Origin of the sequence: Stratiformator vulcanicus, assembly GCF_007744515.1 — a bacterium.
Classification (GTDB): Bacteria; Planctomycetota; Planctomycetia; order Planctomycetales; family Planctomycetaceae; genus Stratiformator; species Stratiformator vulcanicus.
Genome location: NZ_CP036268.1, coordinates 5,209,802 through 5,228,745, shown reverse-complemented (window position 1 = coordinate 5,228,745; position 18,944 = coordinate 5,209,802). Strand labels below are relative to the sequence as shown.

The window sequence follows — 18,944 nt, the reverse complement described above, 5'->3', positions numbered from 1 at the left end:
GACGGAAAGTCTACCAAATCGCGATCGGGCGGTAGACTCTCCAAACACCTTCCGAAGAAGACTTCTCAGAAATTGCTGAAATTGTCGGCGTTAAAATTGTTATCTCTTTGCTCGACTTGGCGAAACGCAATGTCCGCGCAAGCGAACAGGCCGGGCAGAAAGCTGTCCCCGGCCTGTCGATTTGCTGACGGGATCACGTGATCGGCTTACTGCAGCCCCTCGACCTCGAATTTCCCGATGTCGGTCGTCTCACCGTCTTTGATCGTCACTTTGTAGGCCCGCTCGACGTAGCCGACTTTTTCCTGCCAGAGTCGGAAGGTGTGTTCGCCGGCCGGGAGCTTTTCGATCGTGAAGGTGCCATCTTTGGCGCTAACGGCGGCGTACGGGTGATCGCTGACGTACCAGAAGGCGTTCATCCAAGGATGGATATCACATTTGACTGGATAGGGCAGAATGTCTGGTCCGCTCAACGGTTCTTTTTCCGCTGTGGCGTTGGCCGAGACGAGGTCGTTGATTGCATCGGCCTGCTGCCGGAGAGGATAGGTGTGGATGTTGTGTGAGCAACCATCGCTATTGATGAATTTGAGTGGCTGGCCCACGCGGACGATGGCGGCGTGCGGAACGAACACACAGCCCTGATTGTCGAATACGAACGGTTCTTCGGGCGGATCCTGCAGGTCCGGGTGGACGTCCGGCTTTGCCCCGCGGCGGCCGTACCAGTACACGAAGACGTTCGCGACGCCGCCGGTTTCCTGATCGATGACGACCTCATTTTCCGGGATCGGATTGACCGCGCAGATCGCGGGATCCTTGTTGATCTTGTTCTTTGGAAGGAACGTCGGCTCCGGGATGTCGCCTTTAATCACGAATTGCCCGGTCAGATTCCCCCAGCCTTCGGCATGGGCTTCAATATCTGTCAGGCAGAAGCTAGCGGTCGCCGCAATGGCGAACACGAGTAGTGAGCGTCGCATGAAAAAACCTCGAATCGGTAAACTCGGTCCCAACGGATCGCGGACAGGCCGGGGCCGTCCTCTACAATTGTCGTCCGTCTCCATTATTAGTATCTCGGTGCAGGTTCCGCCAGTATCGAATTCCGTCAGCCGCAGGGTCGACGAGTCTCGCTCAACCCATGCCCGATCCCATCTATCTCGACAACAACGCAACGACCCGGCCTCTGCCGGAGGTCATCGAGACGGTCGCCGAGGCGTCGCGTATCGCCTTCGCCAACCCGGGCAGCCGTCACGGTTTGGGCCGCCAGGCCCGGCAGATCCTGGAGGATTCCCGCGAATCGATTGCGAAGATCATCGATTGCGACCCGTCCGAATTGATCTTCACCAGTGGCGGCACCGAGTCGATCAATCTGGCACTGTTCGGTTTCGCCACGGGTCCGCGCCGCAAGCTCGTGCGCCCCGCCGGCGAGCATCCCGCGACAGTTGAAGCGACCGAATCGCTTCGCCAGCGTGGCTGGGGCATCGCCGAAATCGCGCTCGACGGGGCAGGGCGGTTCGCCCCGGCTTCGCTCGATGCGATCGATTGGACACAGGTCGGCTTAGCGACTTCGCTCCTGGCACACAATGAGACCGGTGTGATTCAGGATCTCGCGCCACTCGCTGCTCGCTGTCGGGAACAACGGGTCCCTCTGCATATCGACGCCCTGCAAGCGGTCGGCAAAATGCCGGTCTCGTTCCGCGAACTTGGCTGCGCTGCGCTGTCGTTCGGGGCCCACAAGTTTCATGGGCCACGCGGTGTGGGCGGCCTTGTGATTTGTCGCGGCTGGAAGCCGACGCCGTTGCAATTCGGCGGGTTCCAGGAGCACGAACTACGACCGGGGACCGAACCGGTCGCGTTGGTCGCCGGAATGGCGAAAGCCTTGGAACTGTGGTCAAACGAGCGTGACGACCGCACGGCTCGCATGACGTCGCTGCGGGACCGCTTCGAGTCGAGTCTTGCCGAGAAATGCGGCCCGATCGTGATCAACGGGTCCGAAGCGAACCGTCTGCCCAACACGTCGAATATCGCGTTTCCGGGTCTCGACGGCGAAGCGCTGCTCGTCACGCTCGACCTCGAAGGCATCGCCTGCTCGCTTGGTAGCGCGTGCAAAAGCGGCTCGGTCGAGCCATCGCCGGTTCTGGTCGCGATGGGCCTAACGGCGGACATCTACAACGCCAGCGTCCGCTTCTCACTCGGAGCCGACACGTCCGAGGCGGAGATCGATGAGGCGGTCAGTCGAATTGCGGGGGTGGTCGCCAGCCTGCGGGCTGTCGAAGCGGCGGTCTGACGCTCAGCGTGCCGCCTGTTTCTTCTCAAACTCCGCGATCCACGGTTCGGGATCGGCTTCGAATTCCGATTTGCAGCCGGAACAGCAGACCCAGTAGGTCCGGCCTTTGTACGTGACCTGCATCGTGCCCAGACCCTGTGAGACGACGCAGGTCCGTTCGCCGTAGCCTTCGTCAATGAGCGCGAACGACGTGCCGGACCGTTGATTCGAGACCGTGTCGAATTTGTTGAACCGGCCGGCCCCGCGGGCTTTGAACATTTCCAACAGAAAGCGGTTGTTCTCCTGCTGATTAAACACGACTTTCCACCGCTCACTCGGATCGACCGGGTCGACTTCGGCCATTTCGATCTTGAAGGATCGCTGCGGACGACCATCGTCATCGTATTCGCTCTCCGGTTGGGCGATGAAGCCCCCTTCAAGAACGCGTTCGCGTCTATCGGCGTCCAGGATCACGAACCGGAACTTCTCTTCGTCGGGCAGCCATGTCAGCCGGGCTTCGCTGAGGTACGGGTTTTCCTCGGACTGCATCACCAACGCGGGTTGCTTCGGGTTGGTGCGATGGTCCCACAGCCAATCGGTCATGTGGACGGTGTGGCCGCGATAGGTGTTGCCGTCCCACCCGCCGACGACGATTTGTAACGGCTTGAGTGCCTCGCGAACGGACTTCGCCGACGCGCGATCGGCCGCGCCGGCGTTTCCGCCGGCAACTTCGTTCGACGGCGCCAAGTCCAACACGACGGGGCGGAAGGTTCGGTCCGAGATATCTGGCGAATCGGAAGTCCCGTTCGTTGATTCCGCGGTCGCCGCGGCCCGCTGCGAGTCGGTCGCGGCATCGACTTCCGAAACCGAATCACCCGAGGGCTTCTCGGAGCATCCACAAATCAGGATCGCCGTGAGGCTGAACAGGGCGATTTCGAGTGATCGATTCATCTTTTGACATCTCGTCGCTACGGACCAATGGCAGCACCTCGGCCAAGTTTTACCCACGCGGAGCGTACCAACGTTCGCCGAAAACTGGCAGCACGAGTGCTGGACTGTCGTCGATTCGGGTTCACCCGAGGTGAAATTGATCACGGTTCTCGCCGAATGACGATTTCAAATCAAATTTTGTAATCGAAGGTAAGTCTTTTTCCAGGAATACTTTGCGCGCAAAGTATCGCCGTAGACCGTACTGTGGCACGCCCATCGCATTTTCTGATATCGCCGACGACGGGGATCAGTCAGCAGAAAACAACACACCCACGCTTTCCCCAAGCGACCCTATGGAGATGAGATAATGTTGACCAAGATCATGCTGTGCGGAGCAATGGCCCTCGGCGTTGGTGCGATCGGCACCACTCAGGAAGCTCAGGCCGGACACGGCTATTATCCGCCGATCAACCCCGGTTGCGGTTACTACGGCGGGCCGGTCCAACCTTACGGCCCGGTCTACAACCGTGGCTTTAATCGTGGATTTAATAACGGCGGTCTTAACAACGTTGGTTTCAACCGCGGTATTGGCAACTTCGGGTACGGCCAAGGCCTCTACCGGGGACGACCGGGAATCAACCCGTACCTCCCTTACGGGAACCGCGGCGGTCGCAGAGGTTTCTTCGTGCAAACTCCCAACTTTGCACTCGGCATCCGCCGCTAGGGCCACAGGCCGTTCGTGTCTCCGGGACACTTCGTGTCTTTGGGCCTGCGGCAGCAGGGGATGAGACCGGGGGGTGAGGTGTTCGCAGGAATGCCTCTCACCTCTGGCCTCTCAACCCTCACCTTTCATCCGGGCAAGGTCGGCGTGGCGGTGTGGGTGGACACTGTGTTCCGTCCCTCCCGTCTTCTCACCCGTCACGCCGCCGCCCGTTCGATTTATCCGTTTCCTCGAACCCGCACGATGCCATGTCGGGAATGCTCCCGACACTTAGCCCGACATCGGACGCAAAGGGCCCTGTTGAGGGACACTTACGAAGCTTCGGCACGCAGGCAGCGTTTGCCGGCAAGCCGAACGCTCGAATCCAACTGGAGAATAAGATGTTCCAGAAACTACTAATGGCCGGCGCCGTCACACTCGGAGTCGGAGCTGTCGATTTGATCGGCACCAACGGACGTCCGATCGTCGGAGCGAACGAAGCTCAGGCGCAGCGGATCTACATCGGCCGCAACTATAATCGCGGTCGGCAATTCGACCGTCGATTCCAAGATCGTCGCTATTACGGCGGCTATCACAATTTCAATCGACATCAGTCGTTCCACCGCGGCCGCTTCAACAACTTTTACGGTAATCGAGGCTACTACGGTGGCCGTCACTTCAACGGTGGACGCCGTTTCAATCGCGGTAACGCGTTTTACTACCGCGGCAACAACTTCAGCTTCGGCTTTCGTTATTGATCCGCGCGAGTCGACAATTGTCGCACGCGAAGCCCCGGGCGGCTCTTGTCCGGGGCTTTCTCGCGAGAACCGAAGTGAGTTGGCCAGATTCTGATGGCGTGTCGCGAGGGTTGCATTCGCTCGCTCGCCGATCGGAGTGGTCGCTTATCGCGCCGTAAATCGGCATGGGCCATGTTGGCCGAAGGACGCGGAAACCAAGCGAAGAGCCGAGGCAATTCGGCTCAAAATCAGTGCCATCCCAAAGCCGGGTCAACTTTATAGGGCGGCTTGCGGGTAGAATCGATTATCGCGAATCGACGAATCGGTACACCTTTTGCCGATTCCGGGTATGATTCCCCGTGGAGGGGCATCCACGGAGTGGCCGCACGACGGACGGATTCGCACGTCGACAGGTCGAATCAAAATCAGGGGAGAAGCAGGATGTTCAAGAGTATGTTGATGGCGGGAGCCGTTGCGCTGGCGCTGGGCTTTGCGGAAATCAGTGACACCGCCGGCAACACGGTCGTCGGTGCCAGCCAGGCGGACGCCCAAGTGTTTTACGCGGGCGGCGGCTATTACGGAGGCGGCTACTACAGTCGACCTTATTACAGCGGCTACCGAGGCTTTTACGGCCGACCCTACTACGGTGGCTACTATGGAGCCGTCGTTCGGCCGCGCGTCTACCGACCTTATTACGGCGGCTTTTACGGCCGACCCTACGGTGGCTACTACGGCTATGGCGGCTACGGTCGCGGCTTCTCGTACTTCGGTCCGCGAGTCGGAATCGGAATCCGGTTCTAAGAACTCGTGAAATGGGTCACGCTTCCAAAGCCCACGGATTGCAATCCGTGGGCTTTTCGCGTTTCTACTGCCCGCCTTCTTCGCGTTTGCTCCAGAACGGAAGTTTCACGCCGCCGTCGATGGTGAGGGTGGAGCCGATCATGTAGCGGCTTTCCTCGCTGAGCAGATAGACGACGGCGTCGCCGACTTCGGAGGGTTGGCCGAGACGGCCGACGAGCAGTGACTCGCCCCCCTCTTTGAGCTGCTCCTCGGTGAAGAACTTGCGCTCGCCGGGGGTGTCGATCCAGCCGGGGTGGCAGATGTTGATGCGGATGCCGTACTTGTAGCATTCGACCGCGGCGGTGCGGGCCATGTGATCGATCGCCGCTTTGGCCATGTTGTAGGCGATCGCGGTCGGGAAGGCGATTTCCGCGTGCGGGCTGCTGATCACGACGCACGTCCCGCCGCCGTTGTCCCGCATGTGCCGTCCGGCGGCGCGGAGCGCGTAGAACGCGCCCCACATGCTGATGTCGATCGTTTTCTTGACGCCTGCCATGTCAGCATCGAGAAATGGCTCGCGGTCAGAAAAGGCAGCGTTCGAGACGAAGGCGTTCAAGCCGCCCAGACCCTCGGCCGCTTTGGCGACCAGTTCTTCGACCTGTGCCTGGTCGGAGGCATCGGCCTGAAGCACCACGGCTTTGCGGCCGAGTGAGCGGACTTCGTCGGCGACCTTCTCGGCCGACTCTTTGTCACCGCGGTAATTGATCGCGCAATCGGCTCCATCTTTCGCCGCTGCCAAAATACAGCCCGCTCCGATTCCCTTACTGGAACCGGTGACGAGCAACTTCTTACCTTCCAAACGCAAGCCGGACATCGGCGACTCCTGCGGGATCTACCGTGACATATCGGAAACAAAAACCAGCCCGTGTGGGCAGGCAACCCCGAAAGATACCGGGGTTCGCCGGGCGGGCAAAGCGTCTGCTGACCCGGCGGTTGTTGCGAACGCATCAGCCGTGCCCTATGTTCGCTGGTCGCCCCGGTTGATACCGAGAGCGACAGGATAGAATTTTCTCACCGCGGACCCGCCATGACTAACGCTCGAAACGTCTTCGCCCTCCCTCTGGCAGCCCTGCTCCTTGCCCCCTCTGTCGTCACTGCGCACGAGGGACACAGCCACGCGCATCAGGAAGCCTCCGCCGAGACGAAGGCGGCGATGCTCAAGGCCGCCCGGCAATTCCTGGCGACGCTCGACAAAGAGCAGAAGGAAAAAGCGACGTTCGAGTGGAACTCCGATCGACGTGAGAAATGGGCCTACCTGCCCGATAAATTCATCAAGCCGGAAGGCAAACGCTTCGGCCTCGCCATCGAAGACATGAAGCCCGAACAGCGCCTTTGGGCTCGTGGGCTGGTGCAGTCGGCGCTGACCAACAAAGGTCACTTGCAGGTTCTGGCGATCCAATCGCTTGAGGCGGTCCTGTTCGAGCTCGAAAACGGGGCGCCTCATCGCAAGCCCGAACTCTACTACGTATCGATCTTCGGAACGCCGTCGGAGAGCAAGTCATGGGGCTGGCGGTTCGAAGGCCATCACCTTTCACTCAACGTGATGCTGATCGACGGCAAAACGTTCTCGGTCACACCCAGCTTCTTCGGCACCAATCCGGCGGAAGTCCTGTCGGGTCCACGGGCCGGGCTGCGGGTGATTGCGGATGAAGAAGACTTCGCCTATCAGCTCATTGACTCAATGAGCCCCGAGCAGTTGGAGAAGGCGGTCTTCCAGAAGCGGGCCCCGGCTGATGTCATCACCAAGGCGAAAAGCCGCGTCAGCAAGGACGACTTTCTTCCGGCGAAAGGCATCCGCTACAGCGAGCTGAGCAAGGATCAGCAGGCCATGCTCCACAAACTGATCGGAACCTACACGACCGACAAATACGCCGATGGCGTCATCAGCCAGTTCCGAGCGCGTCGCAAAACGAAAGAGCAAACCGACATCCACTTCGCCTGGGCCGGCAGCACGACGCGGGGCGAAAAGCACTACTACCGCATCCAGACGCCCGAGTTCCTGTTCGAACTCGACAACACGCAGAACGGAGCCAATCACATCCACGCCGTCTGGCGTGATTTCAACGGCGACTTCGGCCGCGATCTCTTAGGCGATCACCACAAAGCATCGCACAGTGAGTGATCGCCAACGACACAAGCCGCGCACGAAGTAAGCGGATCGATGTTGCGCCGCCCGTTCATCCGCTTACTTCGTGCGCGGCTTGTTTTCTTTCTAATTCACGACGACCGAGGCCGACTCTTCGATCGCCTGATGGGCGGCTTCTCGCAATGACTCCGCTTGCTCTTGCGAGAGCCCATCGGGTTTCCAATCGATCTCGACGGCGCTATTGCCGGTGGTCAACTCATAGATGGTGCAGCCCCCGAGATAGCAGCCCGCATCGTTGGCGTGCTTGGCATCGAGACCGAGCTTTTTCTCGCCGGTGTCCGAATTTCGTCGCCACCAGGAACCGACGACCAAGCTGCCGCGTTCGTTCGGCAGGCTCTTCTGCGTCGTGTCGGAATAGTCGAAGTCGGGATCGGGAACGACGACTCGCCAATTAGGCATCGCCCGGGCCTTCTGGAAGGCGGTGCCGATGGGGATGACTCGCAGATCATAGCGATCGGCAAATTCGTTGTACGCCGCGTGCAGGCCCTCGTACATCGATTGTTGATTCAGTGAGCCGTCTTGGAACATCTCGTGATCGGCGCGATACGCCCACGATTCCAAAACGAGAATCTCGGCGTCGGGAGCATACTTCCGCACGGCTTCGATCAACTCCCGACCGTGCGGTTCAAATGTTTCGGGCCGAAAGCTGTGGGCGCTGAATTGTTGAATGGTGACATAGTCCCAATCGTCCGCTTGCAATCGCTCGATGAGATTGAACCGTTGCTTGTCCTCCTTAAAGCGACGGTAACGTCGTCCTTCCCGGTCCTCCGGATCGGTTAACGCTTTCTTGAGAGCCGATGCGTGCTGCTCCATCCGCCCCCCGCCAATGTTCGCCTTGCCGATCACAAATGGAGTCCCGGCGTCGTCACCGATCTCATCGAGAAATGATGTCGCGTTATTGGCGAAGCTGTTGCCGATCGTGAGGATTTTGATCGGTTCCGCATCCGAAGTCGTCTCCCCGGCCACAACTTGGCCGGCGAGAATCAGAGTCAATCCGCAGAAGACAGAACGCAGCATAGTTGGCCTCTTTCGATGCAGTGACAGAGTCACCGTTAGACAATTCAGGAACCGTTGATGCATTCGGTTTTACGGTGACGCGCGAGCAACTGCAATTGTTGATGCGGGCTCGATCGCACTCAGGCAGGGCGAATGATCATAGGGGACATCGCACTCAGTTAGACTGAGTCGAAGAAAAGCGAAACGCATATCGCCGAAACCACGGCCAGCATGATCGTCGACGCAATGAACGGCCAGACGAATCGGCGATCGCGATAACGGATCAGGCCGTAGCCTGAGATGCCGAACGCGATGGGCACGACGACCGGTGGGGCGCAGGCCGCGGCAACCATCCACCGACTATTGAGAGCGAGGCCGAAGCCGGAGACGACAAGACAGATGGCCGACAAAACAAGAAAGTCGCCCACCAGTGCGGCGGCTCCCTCGATAGAGTCGCATGATCCCTTGGCGGGCGAGCGGCGATCCCACAAAAAGACCCACGGGGTGGGACCCGTGGGCTTTGGATTTTGCTCTTTTCTCATCCTCGCCATTCAGGACGAGAAGCTGCTGCCGCAGCCGCAGCTGTTCTTCGCATTTGGGTTGTCGAACGTGAAGCCGCGCTTGTCGAGGCCGTTGTAGAAGTCGATCGTGGTGCCGTCGAGGTAGAGAGCGCTCTTCTTGTCGACAGCGACCTTGAGGCCATGCTGCAGGGAGACGTGATCCTTGCCGGCATCGGTCTTTTCGTCGAAGCCGAGGCTGTAGGAGAAGCCGCTGCATCCACCACCGGCGACGCCGACGCGGAGGACCGAGTCGTCCGACATGCCCTGTTCTTCCATGACCCGCTTGATCTCGCCGACCGCTCCCTCGGTCACGTTGATGATCGAAGGCCCGGACTGAACGGGTGTTGCGACGGTTTCGGTGTTTTCAGGAGCGGTGGTCGTTTCGGACATCGCTTGGAATCTCCGCTATGCAAAATGGGAACACAGTTTTAGGCAGGTAATGAGTAAGTAGTATAGCATCGGGTGTCAACAGGGTCGATGGGCGAGAACATGCAGGGGAATGAAATGGTCGATCTGAAAGGGTCATCGCTGTTGCATCAGTTGATCTACCTATTCACCAGCCTCGAAGTCGGATCAATCGGTTCGGCTCTGATGGCAAAGGAATTCGACGATCAATTCTTTCGGTCGATATCGACCGGTCCGGCCGCCATTCCAATCCTGACGGACGCTCTTCGAATGGTCTGGTTGTCGCTGATTATGTCGGGAATGTTTATTCCGTTCGCAATATTAGCGTTGGTGGCGACAGCGATGTATTCAGAGTGGTCAACTCATCGCGATTGTGGGAATTGGCCATTATTCACCGCGATTCTCCTGTTCGGTATCTGGCCAATTTGGATGTACGCCGCTTCACCGATATTGTTCACTCGACACTAATGTCCCTTGCTCGCGCGGCGGGCTTGTTTATCGACAATCGAAATGATGCTGAGCTGAAACCATGCCCCTGTTCCCCGACACTCCCCGCACCCGCCTTGCCGACCTTGAAGACGGTGAGGAGGCCGAGTTCTTTGCCCTCTTGGTGCAGAAAGACAAGAGCACGACTCGCGACGGCAAGCCGTACTACCGCGTCCAGTTCCGCGATCCCGGGCGGACCGTGACGGCGATGGTGTGGAATGACTCGCCGCAGTTCGCCGATTGCCATGGCTCGTGGCAGCCGGGGCACTTCTTTCGGATGACCGCCAAGTTCGGCCAAACAAAGTACGGCCCGCAGATCGACCTCCGCGAGATTCGCGCGGTGACCGACGACGACCGTACCGACGGCTTCGACCCCGCCGACTTCAGCGAATCGACAAAGTTCGACCGCCCCGGCCTCTTCGCCGAGTTGAATTCGCTCGCCCAAGAGCATATCGACGACCCGCAGGTGCTCCGCCTCGTCACCGAGATTCTTGATGACAACGAAGCAATGCTGCTGACCCATCCCGCGGCCGCCCGCAATCACCACGCTTTCGTCGGCGGCTTTCTCGAGCACGTCGTCTCCGTCACCCGCACCGCGGCCTATCTCGCCGACAAGTACGTTGACCTTTACCCGGAGATGTCGCCGCCGCTGTCGAAAGGCCTTGTCGTCGCCGGGGCGATCTTACACGACATCGGCAAGCTGATCGAACTCCGCGCGACCCCCGCCGGGGCCGAGTACACCGCCGAAGGCCGGCTCGTCGGGCACATTCTCCTCGGCCGAGACATCGTCCGCGACAAGGCGAACCAGATCGAAGACTTCGATGCCGAGACGCTCCTCCGGCTCGAGCACATCGTGATCAGCCACCAGAACCTCCCCGAATGGGGCAGCCCCATCAGCCCGCACACCCCCGAGGCCCTGCTCGTCCACTACGCCGACGACATCGACGCCAAGTTCCAGATGATGGCCTCCGCGTTGTCGCCGACCGATGCGCAGGACGAATTTACCGGGCGGGACAACGGGCTGCGTCGTATGATCTTTCGTGGACTCCACCGCGAATCCGAATCACCGGAGTGACGACCATGCCCGCCACGCAACTTGAACAGGCCGTGCAGGCCGATGCTGAAGTTGATCCCCGGCCGATGCCGGAGCCGGGGCGTTGCCTCCGTCTCTCCGGAGTCAGCTATGACGAATACGACGCCATCTCAGAAGCAATCGGCGAGCGGAATATTCGGATCACCTACATCGATGGTGAATTGGAAATTATGTCCCCGAGCTACAAGCATGACTGGGCAAAGATGTATTTCCACAACGCCGTGCTGGTACTGGCGCGGCAGTTGAAAATAAAAATCAGGGCGTGTGGCTCGACGACTCACAAACGCAAGTCGTCCGACAAGGGTTTCGAACCCGATCAGGCTTATCACATCATGTCGATTCCCAGTCTGGGTCGGCTTGGTACTTACGAGCCCACGAAAGACGTCCCTCCTGATCTCGGGATTGAAGTCGACGTCTTCAGCAAGAGCCTCGAGCGGCTTCCTCTTTACGCAGATTTCGGAATTGGCGAGGTCTGGCGTTACGACAATCGCAACTTGGACATTCTACAGCTTCGCGACGGAGGATATGTCCGTATCGAGCAAAGCGTTTGCTTCCCCGGCGTCACGTCAGAACTGATTCTTGAATCGCTCGAAGTCATGGATGTTGACGACGACCTCGAATGGATGGATCGATATACCGAAATCGTGCGAGAGCGTTTGAACTTGGGCGACGACGAAAATTCGTCTTGACCGCGCGAGCGGGTTCGTGGCACACCTGCCGGGTTCATCGCAAGAAGCGATGAGCTAGAAACGCGAAGCGACGTTACTTCGCTTCTCGCTCACCGCTTCAACCTTCTCGTTGCTCTAAACTCTCGACTCAAGATGCTCTTCACTAAAATGCACGGAGCGGGAAACGAATTCCTGCTCATTGATGGCCTCGATCTCCCCCTTCCCCCGCATCTCGACTTCGCTTCGATCGCGGCGCGAGCCTGTGATCGCTCGACCGGTCCCGGGGCCGATGGGCTCATCGTGTTGGAGCACGCCAGCGGCCTTGACGCCCGCATGCGGATCTTTAACGCCGACGGCAGCGAAGCCGGCGCCTGCGGCAATGGCCTGCGTTGCGTCGGGAAATATCTTTACGACCACAAATACATCCGCCGCAAAGACGCCACGATCGCCACCGCTTCGGGCAAGCGAGAACTCACACTTGAAGTTGTCGCGGGCGAAGTTGTCAGCGTCAGCGTGTGGATGGGGAATGTGAGGCTAGAGGCCAGAGGCGAGAGGCGAGAGGACAAAAACACACAAGCCCGCAGCGCAAGCAAGGGACTCCAGGGACCGCCTCCCGATCGCTATAAAATCTGGCCGCTCCAAGAGCTCCGCCAAGCCGATCTCTCCGTCGTCCCGCAACCCTCAACCGTCGTCCAAGTCGGCAATCCCCACTGCGTGTTCTTCGTCGACGAGTTAAGCGATGAATTAATTCACGAACTCGGTCCGGCCATTGAGACTCATCCCGCCTTCCCCGATCGCACCAACGTTGAATTTGCGAGAATTAATTCCCGAACCGACGTAGCCCTCCGCGTCTGGGAACGCGGCGTGGGCGAAACCGCTGCCTGCGGCACCGGCGCCTGCGCGGCCATTGCCGCAGGCATTCACGCGGGCCTCTTAAACCGCGACGCCACCTGCCACCTCCCCGGCGGCGACCTGCAGGTGAGCTGGATTAATGCCGGTAGTCAGATTCGATTAACCGGGCCGGCCGTGACGGTGGGGGTGGTGGCGTGGGAACAGCCGGATCAGTTCGCGAAAGCGGCATGATGCCGTCGAAACACCTCTGGTTCAAGAAGCGCTCGACTCTTCCAATCGCTCGCTGATCCACGCATTGAGGCTCTTGCCGGATGCCTCGGCCTGAGCCGAAACGCGCCGGTGAAGATCGGGACCGAGCCTAAGTAGAAATTTCCCCGAAAACGGCTTCTCCGGCTCCTCGCCCCGCTCAGTGCAAAATTCGATGTAGTCGTCGACAGAGTCGCGAAACGCCTGCTTAAGTTCTTCCACTGACCGACCTTCGAACGTAATCACGTCCCGAATGCCGAGTACCTCGCCGTGAAAAATATCGGCCGAGTCGTCGAACTCGATGCGGCCGAAATAGCCTTGGTATTCAATCACATGCTTGTCCAAAAGTTGATGATCACGTCAACGGTACTGATCAACACCTGCCTCAATTAAGAACCTTCGTACGGACCTAATCTGAGCTCGACTCGCTTCCGGCGCAGGATGTGGTCGGTGAAATACAGCTCGCACCCCATTGAGAGCGACCCGCACACGAGATCCACGGCCCTCTCTCACATCAGAACCGAGCCACTTGAGCATGCTTTCAATATCTCGCCACGCGAGATTTGATTTGACAGGCTCCTCAAATATCGAATGCAGCATCTTCCTGTGCTTTTGCATTGCGACAGCTTCTCGACAAGATGAGTAATTGTCATCGGGCTTTCGTCTCCGAAGGGGCAACTGCTCTCCTCAACGAGGAATTCTGGTTCGCAAGCCAGAAAGCAATGCAGGTATGATAGTACCATTTTACGGTACTGTTTTCAAATTAACGACGCCAATATCGCCATCCCGGCACTAAAAAGCACAGCCCGCTCACAACCCCGAAGAGCGTGATGCTCAGGTTCGGTACGCCGGTTCGTTCGGACCAGCTTTCCCAGGCGGCCATGACGACCGAGGTGGCGAAGAGGACGGCGGCTTGGAGATAAAACCTTCCCGTGAGGATGCCGGCTTTGACTAAGAAGGTAATCCCGGCGAGCAGGGCGAGAACTGGCGAGAGACTTAAAACCGGCAGGTTGAGGGTCCACTCAATGGCGTAAAGCAAGGTCGAGCCCGCCATGGCTCCGGCCCAGGTGTGGGCGATCTGGCGTTCGACGAACGTGATCGGTCCGCTGCGTTTGCGGAGGTTCCAGAAGATCACTGCCCACAGACCGAGGCCGACGGTCCAGAGAAATAAATAGGGCCAGCGCGACGTACTTAATCCGCTGATGACGCCGTCGGCCGCACCGAGCTGTAAGGCATTCGTCACGACGCAAAGTATTAAGAGCGCGAGGGCGTGCCACATCCATAGCAGGCCCCAGTTCTCCAATACCGTAGCATGGTGCGTCTCGCGAAAGGCCCGAGTAAAGATGCCGCTGAACCGACCGCTGCGCGCGGCGAGAGGTTCACTGGCGAGATAGCGCTCTAAATCATCGGCTAGAGTGCCGGCCGATTCATACCGTAAATCGGCCGGCTTCTGCAGGCACTTCACAGCGATTAATTCCAGATCGCGGTCGCAATTCGGATGAATCGTTCGCGGCGGCGGGGCGTCCTGTTCTAAGACTCTTAAGAGAATATCAACCGGCGTGGCCCCCTGAAATGGCGGCCGTCCCGCCAGGCAGGCATAAAGGATCGCCCCCAACGAATAAACATCGGACCGCGGGCCGATGTCCCCCCGATTGCCGGCCGCTTGTTCGGGGGACATGTAAGCCGGAGTGCCGAGGACGGCGCCGGTTTGAGTGAGCGAGGGAGACGAGAGAATCGGGGGAGAGGAAGCAAGAACTGCGGCCTCGGTCTCTCGATCGCTCGTCTCCCGCGCCTCACCCCATCGACCCGCGACCCGCTTCGCCAAGCCGAAGTCGCTCACGTACGGCCGGCCCTCCGGGTCGATCAAGATATTCGACGGCTTCAGATCGCGGTGCAGGACGCCTTGAGAGTGGGCATAGTCGATCGCGCGGCAGATGGGCACGAGCAAACGGGCGATTTGATGCGGGGGCAGAGGGCCGGTCGCGATGCGGTCGGCCAGCGTTTCCCCCTCGATCAATTTCATGCTGAAGAACGGGACGGCCTGTCCGTCGCGGTCGACCATGCCGATGTCGTGGATCGGGACGATGTGCGGGTAGGCCAGCGCCGCTGCCGCCTCGGCTTCGGCTTCAAACCGCGCCCGTTCCTCGGGCGTGGTGAGTTCGCTCAGCCGGAGCATCTTCAAAGCGACGATGCGATTGAGGCTCTTCTGCCGGGCCCGGTAGACGACTCCCATTCCCCCGCGGCCCAGTTCGCCCAGAATTTCGTAGTCATCGAGGGTCGGAGAAGGCGCCGAATCGCTCGGGGCGATGGCGGGGGCGGTCTCGTCAAACCATCCGGAACCGAGGTCGTTGGCCATCTCGGCGAGTGCGGCCAACTCTCTCAGATCCTGCTCTGCGGCCGGATTTTCAGCGATTTTCTCCGTAAGTGCATTCACTGCATCGGGTTGCGTTGATATGTAGGCAACCGCGTTGGCGAGCCATTCTTCGTCGAAATTGGGATTAGGAGAAGAATTTGGCGCAGGATTCGTCATATCATGCAGATATATTGATGGACCTTCGCTCGCGACCGCATCGATTATGGCCTGAGACGCGATAAAACGCAGCAGGCCGAGCTAACCGCCCCTGTTGCACGTTATGTGCGCGGCCGAGCGAGCCGTATCATACTGCATCCACACGACTGCGCCGCCGCGGGGCGTCGCGGTCGCCTGCCAGCCCAGCCCCACGGCTCCGACCTCCTATGAGCAGCGTTTCAACGACATCCTGGAAAGTTCCCTGCAAAGCATGCGGTACCAAACTCCGCATCAGCAAGCCGGAACTCATCGGCAAGAAGGCTCGCTGCCCCAAGTGTCAGGCAGCGGTCGTAATCACCGGTCCGCCGAAAGAGCCGAAGCCGTCGGCAGCGGCGAAGTCAACACGCCCTCCACAGTCGAAGTCAGAGGCTCCAGCAAAGCCGACCGCGAAACAAACGCGCCCGACTCGAAAAAAGAGTCGTCCGGCTCCGGTAGAATCGGCACTGGATGATCTGGCCCTCGGCGACCTGAGCCTCGAGCAGGACTATGTCGATGCTCCCGCACCGGCGAGTGTGAGGTCCCGTCGTGGCGCAAAGCGAAAGAGCTCGGCCAAGAGCCGCAAGGCGAAGTCTGCCGGCGGACCACCGATCGCGATTATCGCCGGCTCGGCCGCGGCCCTGTTTCTGCTCGTCGGTGGTGGAGTGGCGGCGATGATGTTTCTACCCGGAGATCCGGCCGGCCCCGCGCCGATCGTCTCGACCGACACGCCTGCGGTGGGCAACCCGGCCGTCGAGAATCAAGTCGACAGCGGTCAGGCGTCTGAGCCGACATCCCCGATCAGTCTCGATTCCGGCGATAGTGCGACCCAAGCCGCCGAGACGCCGGTAACAACCTCACCGCCAATCGCCACCGGATTTAATTCCTTTCTTAATCCTGATGGCACTGGTGCAGGCATTGCGCCGACTCAAGTCGCCACGATTGAACCCGTCGACAACTTCGGCGACAGCGGAGCACCGACCGGTTTGCCCACTGCTTCTCCGGAACCCGCTGCGTATCAGCCTTCGCCACCGGTGAAACTGGCATCGTTGGAGACATCGACGCTGGAGCACTTCGACGGCGCGGTTCACAGCGCGAAGTTTAATAGCGAGATGCGACCCTTTATTGAAACGTACTGCACCGATTGCCATGGCGACTTTATTCAGGAAGCCAAGTTCCGCGTGGATGATATCGATGGCGATCTCTTAGGTGGTCCGGATCGTCACCGCTGGTCGAAAATCCTCCGCCGCGTTGCCGATGGCGAAATGCCTCCGCCCGAAGGGAGTCGTCCGTCGGACAAGGACCGCACCGAGTTCGTTCGCTGGCTGCGTGAAGGTTTAATTGCCGGAGAGACCGCCGAGCTCGATCGCGAGGGTCGTGTAGCCACCCGGCGGCTCAACCGCGTTGAATACGAAAACACGATGCGCGATTTACTCGGCGTTCAATCAGAGTTGCAAAGCCTGCTGCCTGAGGACGGAGAATCTCACGGGTTTGATAGCGTCGCCGACGGCCTTTCGATTTCCACGGTCTTAATGGAACGATATCTCGAAGCGGCCGATGTCGCTCTCGATGCCGCTCTGCCGAAGGTGCAGCCTCCGTCATCCTCGGTGCAAACCACACGCTGGGTCGACAGCAAGCGCTTTAAGCAGCATCTCGGTAAGGCCTTCGCTCAGCGCGGCGATTACGGCATCTTCTTTAATCGCGGGGGCTACCCGCCGAAAGAAATCTACGATCTGAACGTCCCGTCGGACGGAAAGTACCGGCTGACATTTAACGTCTATGCACATCAGCCGGACGGACTCTCGCTGGCGATGGACCTGTACGCCGGCGGTTTCTTTAATAATCAGACGTCTCGAACCATCGGCTTCTTCGACGTGACGGGGACGCAGCAGAATCCCGGGCAGATCGTCGTCGAAACTGATCTTAAGCAGGGGGACCGCTTTCAGATTGACGTCTACGGAACGTGGACCGGTCGGCAGTTTCAGAATCATGTCCGCAAGCGAAAGAAAAAGCCGAACACCTTCCCCGGCCCCGGACTGGCCGTCGGCGAAATTACTCTTGAAGGCCCGCTCGACGTCCAATGGCCGCCCGATGGGTATCAGAAGCTCTATCAAGGTGTTCCTTTTGCAAAGGTTGGTGAGCAGCAAGTGCGGCAGGGCGGCAAACGCGTTCAGGTGCCGGTGTTTGGTCTGCAGCCCAGAAACGCGAAAGCCGATGCGGGCCGGTTGCTGGCCGACTTCGTACCTAAGGCGTTTCGCCGACCGGTCGACTCACAAACGATTCAGCCTTATATCCAGTTCGTCAACAGTCGCCTCGACCAGGGTTATGACTTCGAGACCGCGATGAAAGCCGGCTTTAAGGCGGTGCTCGCCAGCCCGCAATTCCTGTTCTTGAATCTCAACCCGGGGGAGTCGACGCAGCACGACCTCGCGTCGCGTTTGTCGTATTTTCTGTGGTCGTCGATGCCGGACGAAGAATTAATCACGCTCGCCGATCAAGGCCGGCTCGCGGACAAGAGCGTGCTCCACGATCAGGTCGAGCGGATGCTCGGCGATCCGCGGTCGGAACGTTTCATTCAAAACTTCGTTGGCCAGTGGCTCGACTTACGTGAGATCGAGGCCACGATGCCCGACTCGAAGCTCTATCCGGAGTTCGACTCGCTTCTGCAGGACTCGATGGTTCGTGAAAGCGAGGCCTTCTTCCGAGAACTGCTTGCGGGCAACATGAGCTTGCTGAACGTGGTCGATTCCGACTTCGTGATGCTGAATGAGCGATTGGCAATGCTCTACGACATCAACGGCGTCCGCGGTTATGAAACACTCCAACGCGTGTCGCTGCCGAAGAACAGTGTTCGCGGCGGCGTGATGACGCAGGCCAGCGTATTAAAGGTGACCGCCAACGGCACAAATACGTCGCCGGTGCTGCGTGGCACTTGGCTGCTGGAGAACGTCCTTGGGTCGCCACCGCCGCCTCCGCCACCGGTTGTGCCCGCGGTCGAGCCCGATATCCGCGGGGCGACGACCATTCGCGAACAGCTTGCCAAGCACCGGGCCGACCCGGCGTGCGCCGGCTGTCATGCGAAGATTGACCCGCCGGGCTTCGCTCTGGAGAACTTCGACGTCATGGGTCGCTACCGCGATCGATACCGGTCGTTGGGGCAGGGGGATAACGTGGTCGACCCGAAGTCAAAGGATCGAATGCCGTTCAAACTCGGACCGGCGGTCAACGCCCAATATCAATTGCAGGACGGTCGGAAATTTAGGGATGTGCGTGAGTACAAAGAGTTGATCCTCTCCGATCCCGATCAGATCGCGCGGAACATGACGGAAAAGCTGATGACCTACGCGATCGCCCGCGGCCCCAGCCACGGCGACGAGCCGGAGATCGAGCACATCATCGAGAAGGTGAAGGGCAAGAACTACGGTTTAAGAACATTGATCCACGAGATTGTGGCCAGTCCGACATTCCTCGACGGCTGAGCTG

19 protein-coding genes are annotated in these 18,944 nt (G+C 59.4%); 10 read left to right on the top strand and 9 right to left on the bottom strand.

Annotation, left to right across the window (positions count from 1 at the left end; genetic code table 11):
- Positions 1-206: 206 nt before the first annotated feature.
- Positions 207-971 carry a methylamine utilization protein gene (locus Pan189_RS21085; RefSeq protein ID WP_145366053.1) on the bottom strand — a complete coding sequence of 255 codons (765 nt, stop codon included), beginning with the start codon at positions 969-971 and terminating at the stop codon, positions 207-209.
- 158 nt (positions 972-1,129) lie between these two features.
- On the opposite strand from Pan189_RS21085, the gene Pan189_RS21080 reads away from it, so the two are divergent.
- On the top strand, positions 1,130-2,278 hold the full coding sequence (locus tag Pan189_RS21080) for a cysteine desulfurase family protein (RefSeq protein WP_145366052.1): 1,149 nt from the start codon (positions 1,130-1,132) through the stop codon (positions 2,276-2,278).
- Positions 2,279-2,281: 3 nt separating this feature from the next.
- Here the strand turns inward: Pan189_RS21080 and Pan189_RS21075 are convergent, their stop codons facing one another.
- The gene (locus Pan189_RS21075) at positions 2,282-3,208 is read right to left on the bottom strand and encodes a hypothetical protein (protein ID WP_145366051.1); all 927 of its coding nucleotides are present in this window, start codon (positions 3,206-3,208) and stop codon (positions 2,282-2,284) included.
- 346 nt (positions 3,209-3,554) lie between these two features.
- Between Pan189_RS21075 and Pan189_RS21070 the strand changes: the two genes are divergently transcribed.
- The 3 genes from Pan189_RS21070 to Pan189_RS21060 all read left to right on the top strand — a co-directional run bounded on the left by Pan189_RS21070 (position 3,555) and on the right by Pan189_RS21060 (position 5,425).
- On the top strand, positions 3,555-3,911 hold the full coding sequence (locus Pan189_RS21070) for a hypothetical protein (protein ID WP_145366050.1): 357 nt from the start codon (positions 3,555-3,557) through the stop codon (positions 3,909-3,911).
- 377 nt (positions 3,912-4,288) lie between these two features.
- Positions 4,289-4,645: a hypothetical protein gene (locus Pan189_RS21065; protein ID WP_145366049.1), complete on the top strand. Its 357-nt coding sequence runs from the start codon at positions 4,289-4,291 to the stop codon at positions 4,643-4,645.
- Positions 4,646-5,065: 420 nt separating this feature from the next.
- Positions 5,066-5,425 carry a hypothetical protein gene (locus tag Pan189_RS21060; protein WP_145366048.1) on the top strand — a complete coding sequence of 120 codons (360 nt, stop codon included), beginning with the start codon at positions 5,066-5,068 and terminating at the stop codon, positions 5,423-5,425.
- 64 nt (positions 5,426-5,489) lie between these two features.
- Here Pan189_RS21060 and Pan189_RS21055 read toward each other — a convergent pair whose 3' ends face one another.
- Complete coding sequence (locus tag Pan189_RS21055) at positions 5,490-6,278, bottom strand: SDR family NAD(P)-dependent oxidoreductase (protein ID WP_145366047.1); 789 nt, start codon at positions 6,276-6,278, stop codon at positions 5,490-5,492.
- A gap of 213 nt (positions 6,279-6,491) precedes the next feature.
- On the opposite strand from Pan189_RS21055, the gene Pan189_RS21050 reads away from it, so the two are divergent.
- The gene (locus Pan189_RS21050; RefSeq protein WP_145366046.1) at positions 6,492-7,586 is read left to right on the top strand and encodes a DUF3500 domain-containing protein; all 1,095 of its coding nucleotides are present in this window, start codon (positions 6,492-6,494) and stop codon (positions 7,584-7,586) included.
- Between the two features lie 90 nt (positions 7,587-7,676).
- Here the strand turns inward: Pan189_RS21050 and Pan189_RS21045 are convergent, their stop codons facing one another.
- The 3 genes from Pan189_RS21045 to Pan189_RS21035 all read right to left on the bottom strand — a co-directional run bounded on the left by Pan189_RS21045 (position 7,677) and on the right by Pan189_RS21035 (position 9,556).
- Positions 7,677-8,627, bottom strand: coding sequence for a DUF4886 domain-containing protein (locus Pan189_RS21045; protein ID WP_310820868.1), 951 nt, complete (start codon positions 8,625-8,627; stop codon positions 7,677-7,679).
- 158 nt (positions 8,628-8,785) lie between these two features.
- Entirely contained in the window at positions 8,786-9,148 is a 363-nt protein-coding gene (locus Pan189_RS21040; protein WP_145366044.1) for a hypothetical protein, read from the bottom strand.
- Between the two features lie 9 nt (positions 9,149-9,157).
- Positions 9,158-9,556 (bottom strand): HesB/IscA family protein, encoded by a 399-nt coding sequence (locus tag Pan189_RS21035; RefSeq protein WP_145366043.1) that lies wholly within the window; start codon positions 9,554-9,556, stop codon positions 9,158-9,160.
- 99 nt (positions 9,557-9,655) lie between these two features.
- On the opposite strand from Pan189_RS21035, the gene Pan189_RS21030 reads away from it, so the two are divergent.
- From Pan189_RS21030 to dapF, 4 genes are all read left to right on the top strand, one after another.
- Positions 9,656-10,039: a hypothetical protein gene (locus tag Pan189_RS21030; protein WP_310820867.1), complete on the top strand. Its 384-nt coding sequence runs from the start codon at positions 9,656-9,658 to the stop codon at positions 10,037-10,039.
- Between the two features lie 61 nt (positions 10,040-10,100).
- Positions 10,101-11,132, top strand: a complete 1,032-nt coding sequence (locus tag Pan189_RS21025) for a 3'-5' exoribonuclease YhaM family protein (RefSeq protein WP_145366041.1) — start codon at positions 10,101-10,103, stop codon at positions 11,130-11,132.
- A gap of 5 nt (positions 11,133-11,137) precedes the next feature.
- Positions 11,138-11,839, top strand: a complete 702-nt coding sequence (locus Pan189_RS21020) for a Uma2 family endonuclease (RefSeq protein ID WP_145366040.1) — start codon at positions 11,138-11,140, stop codon at positions 11,837-11,839.
- A gap of 132 nt (positions 11,840-11,971) precedes the next feature.
- The gene (gene dapF / locus Pan189_RS21015; RefSeq protein WP_145366039.1) at positions 11,972-12,901 is read left to right on the top strand and encodes a diaminopimelate epimerase; all 930 of its coding nucleotides are present in this window, start codon (positions 11,972-11,974) and stop codon (positions 12,899-12,901) included.
- A gap of 21 nt (positions 12,902-12,922) precedes the next feature.
- On the opposite strand, the gene Pan189_RS21010 is transcribed toward dapF, so the two are convergent.
- The 3 genes from Pan189_RS21010 to Pan189_RS21000 all read right to left on the bottom strand — a co-directional run bounded on the left by Pan189_RS21010 (position 12,923) and on the right by Pan189_RS21000 (position 15,446).
- Positions 12,923-13,249: a type II toxin-antitoxin system HicB family antitoxin gene (locus Pan189_RS21010; RefSeq protein ID WP_145366038.1), complete on the bottom strand. Its 327-nt coding sequence runs from the start codon at positions 13,247-13,249 to the stop codon at positions 12,923-12,925.
- A 27-nt stretch (positions 13,250-13,276) separates the two neighbouring features.
- On the bottom strand, positions 13,277-13,534 hold the full coding sequence (locus Pan189_RS21785; RefSeq protein ID WP_145366037.1) for a type II toxin-antitoxin system HicA family toxin: 258 nt from the start codon (positions 13,532-13,534) through the stop codon (positions 13,277-13,279).
- A gap of 145 nt (positions 13,535-13,679) precedes the next feature.
- Positions 13,680-15,446 (bottom strand): serine/threonine-protein kinase, encoded by a 1,767-nt coding sequence (locus Pan189_RS21000; RefSeq protein WP_310820866.1) that lies wholly within the window; start codon positions 15,444-15,446, stop codon positions 13,680-13,682.
- Between the two features lie 206 nt (positions 15,447-15,652).
- Between Pan189_RS21000 and Pan189_RS20995 the strand changes: the two genes are divergently transcribed.
- Positions 15,653-18,940, top strand: a complete 3,288-nt coding sequence (locus tag Pan189_RS20995) for a DUF1592 domain-containing protein (protein WP_145366036.1) — start codon at positions 15,653-15,655, stop codon at positions 18,938-18,940.
- The last annotated feature ends 4 nt before the right edge of the window (positions 18,941-18,944 follow it).

Coding starts and splice junctions, on each gene's coding strand:
- Pan189_RS21085 (WP_145366053.1), bottom strand. CDS start 971: ATGCGACGCTCACTACTCGTGTTCGCCATTGCGGCGACCGCTAGCTTC.
- Pan189_RS21080 (WP_145366052.1), top strand. CDS start 1,130: ATGCCCGATCCCATCTATCTCGACAACAACGCAACGACCCGGCCTCTG.
- Pan189_RS21075 (WP_145366051.1), bottom strand. CDS start 3,208: ATGAATCGATCACTCGAAATCGCCCTGTTCAGCCTCACGGCGATCCTG.
- Pan189_RS21070 (WP_145366050.1), top strand. CDS start 3,555: ATGTTGACCAAGATCATGCTGTGCGGAGCAATGGCCCTCGGCGTTGGT.
- Pan189_RS21065 (WP_145366049.1), top strand. CDS start 4,289: ATGTTCCAGAAACTACTAATGGCCGGCGCCGTCACACTCGGAGTCGGA.
- Pan189_RS21060 (WP_145366048.1), top strand. CDS start 5,066: ATGTTCAAGAGTATGTTGATGGCGGGAGCCGTTGCGCTGGCGCTGGGC.
- Pan189_RS21055 (WP_145366047.1), bottom strand. CDS start 6,278: ATGTCCGGCTTGCGTTTGGAAGGTAAGAAGTTGCTCGTCACCGGTTCC.
- Pan189_RS21050 (WP_145366046.1), top strand. CDS start 6,492: ATGACTAACGCTCGAAACGTCTTCGCCCTCCCTCTGGCAGCCCTGCTC.
- Pan189_RS21045 (WP_310820868.1), bottom strand. CDS start 8,627: ATGCTGCGTTCTGTCTTCTGCGGATTGACTCTGATTCTCGCCGGCCAA.
- Pan189_RS21040 (WP_145366044.1), bottom strand. CDS start 9,148: ATGAGAAAAGAGCAAAATCCAAAGCCCACGGGTCCCACCCCGTGGGTC.
- Pan189_RS21035 (WP_145366043.1), bottom strand. CDS start 9,556: ATGTCCGAAACGACCACCGCTCCTGAAAACACCGAAACCGTCGCAACA.
- Pan189_RS21030 (WP_310820867.1), top strand. CDS start 9,656: ATGCAGGGGAATGAAATGGTCGATCTGAAAGGGTCATCGCTGTTGCAT.
- Pan189_RS21025 (WP_145366041.1), top strand. CDS start 10,101: ATGCCCCTGTTCCCCGACACTCCCCGCACCCGCCTTGCCGACCTTGAA.
- Pan189_RS21020 (WP_145366040.1), top strand. CDS start 11,138: ATGCCCGCCACGCAACTTGAACAGGCCGTGCAGGCCGATGCTGAAGTT.
- dapF (WP_145366039.1), top strand. CDS start 11,972: ATGCTCTTCACTAAAATGCACGGAGCGGGAAACGAATTCCTGCTCATT.
- Pan189_RS21785 (WP_145366037.1), bottom strand. CDS start 13,534: ATGCAAAAGCACAGGAAGATGCTGCATTCGATATTTGAGGAGCCTGTC.
- Pan189_RS21000 (WP_310820866.1), bottom strand. CDS start 15,446: ATGACGAATCCTGCGCCAAATTCTTCTCCTAATCCCAATTTCGACGAA.
- Pan189_RS20995 (WP_145366036.1), top strand. CDS start 15,653: ATGAGCAGCGTTTCAACGACATCCTGGAAAGTTCCCTGCAAAGCATGC.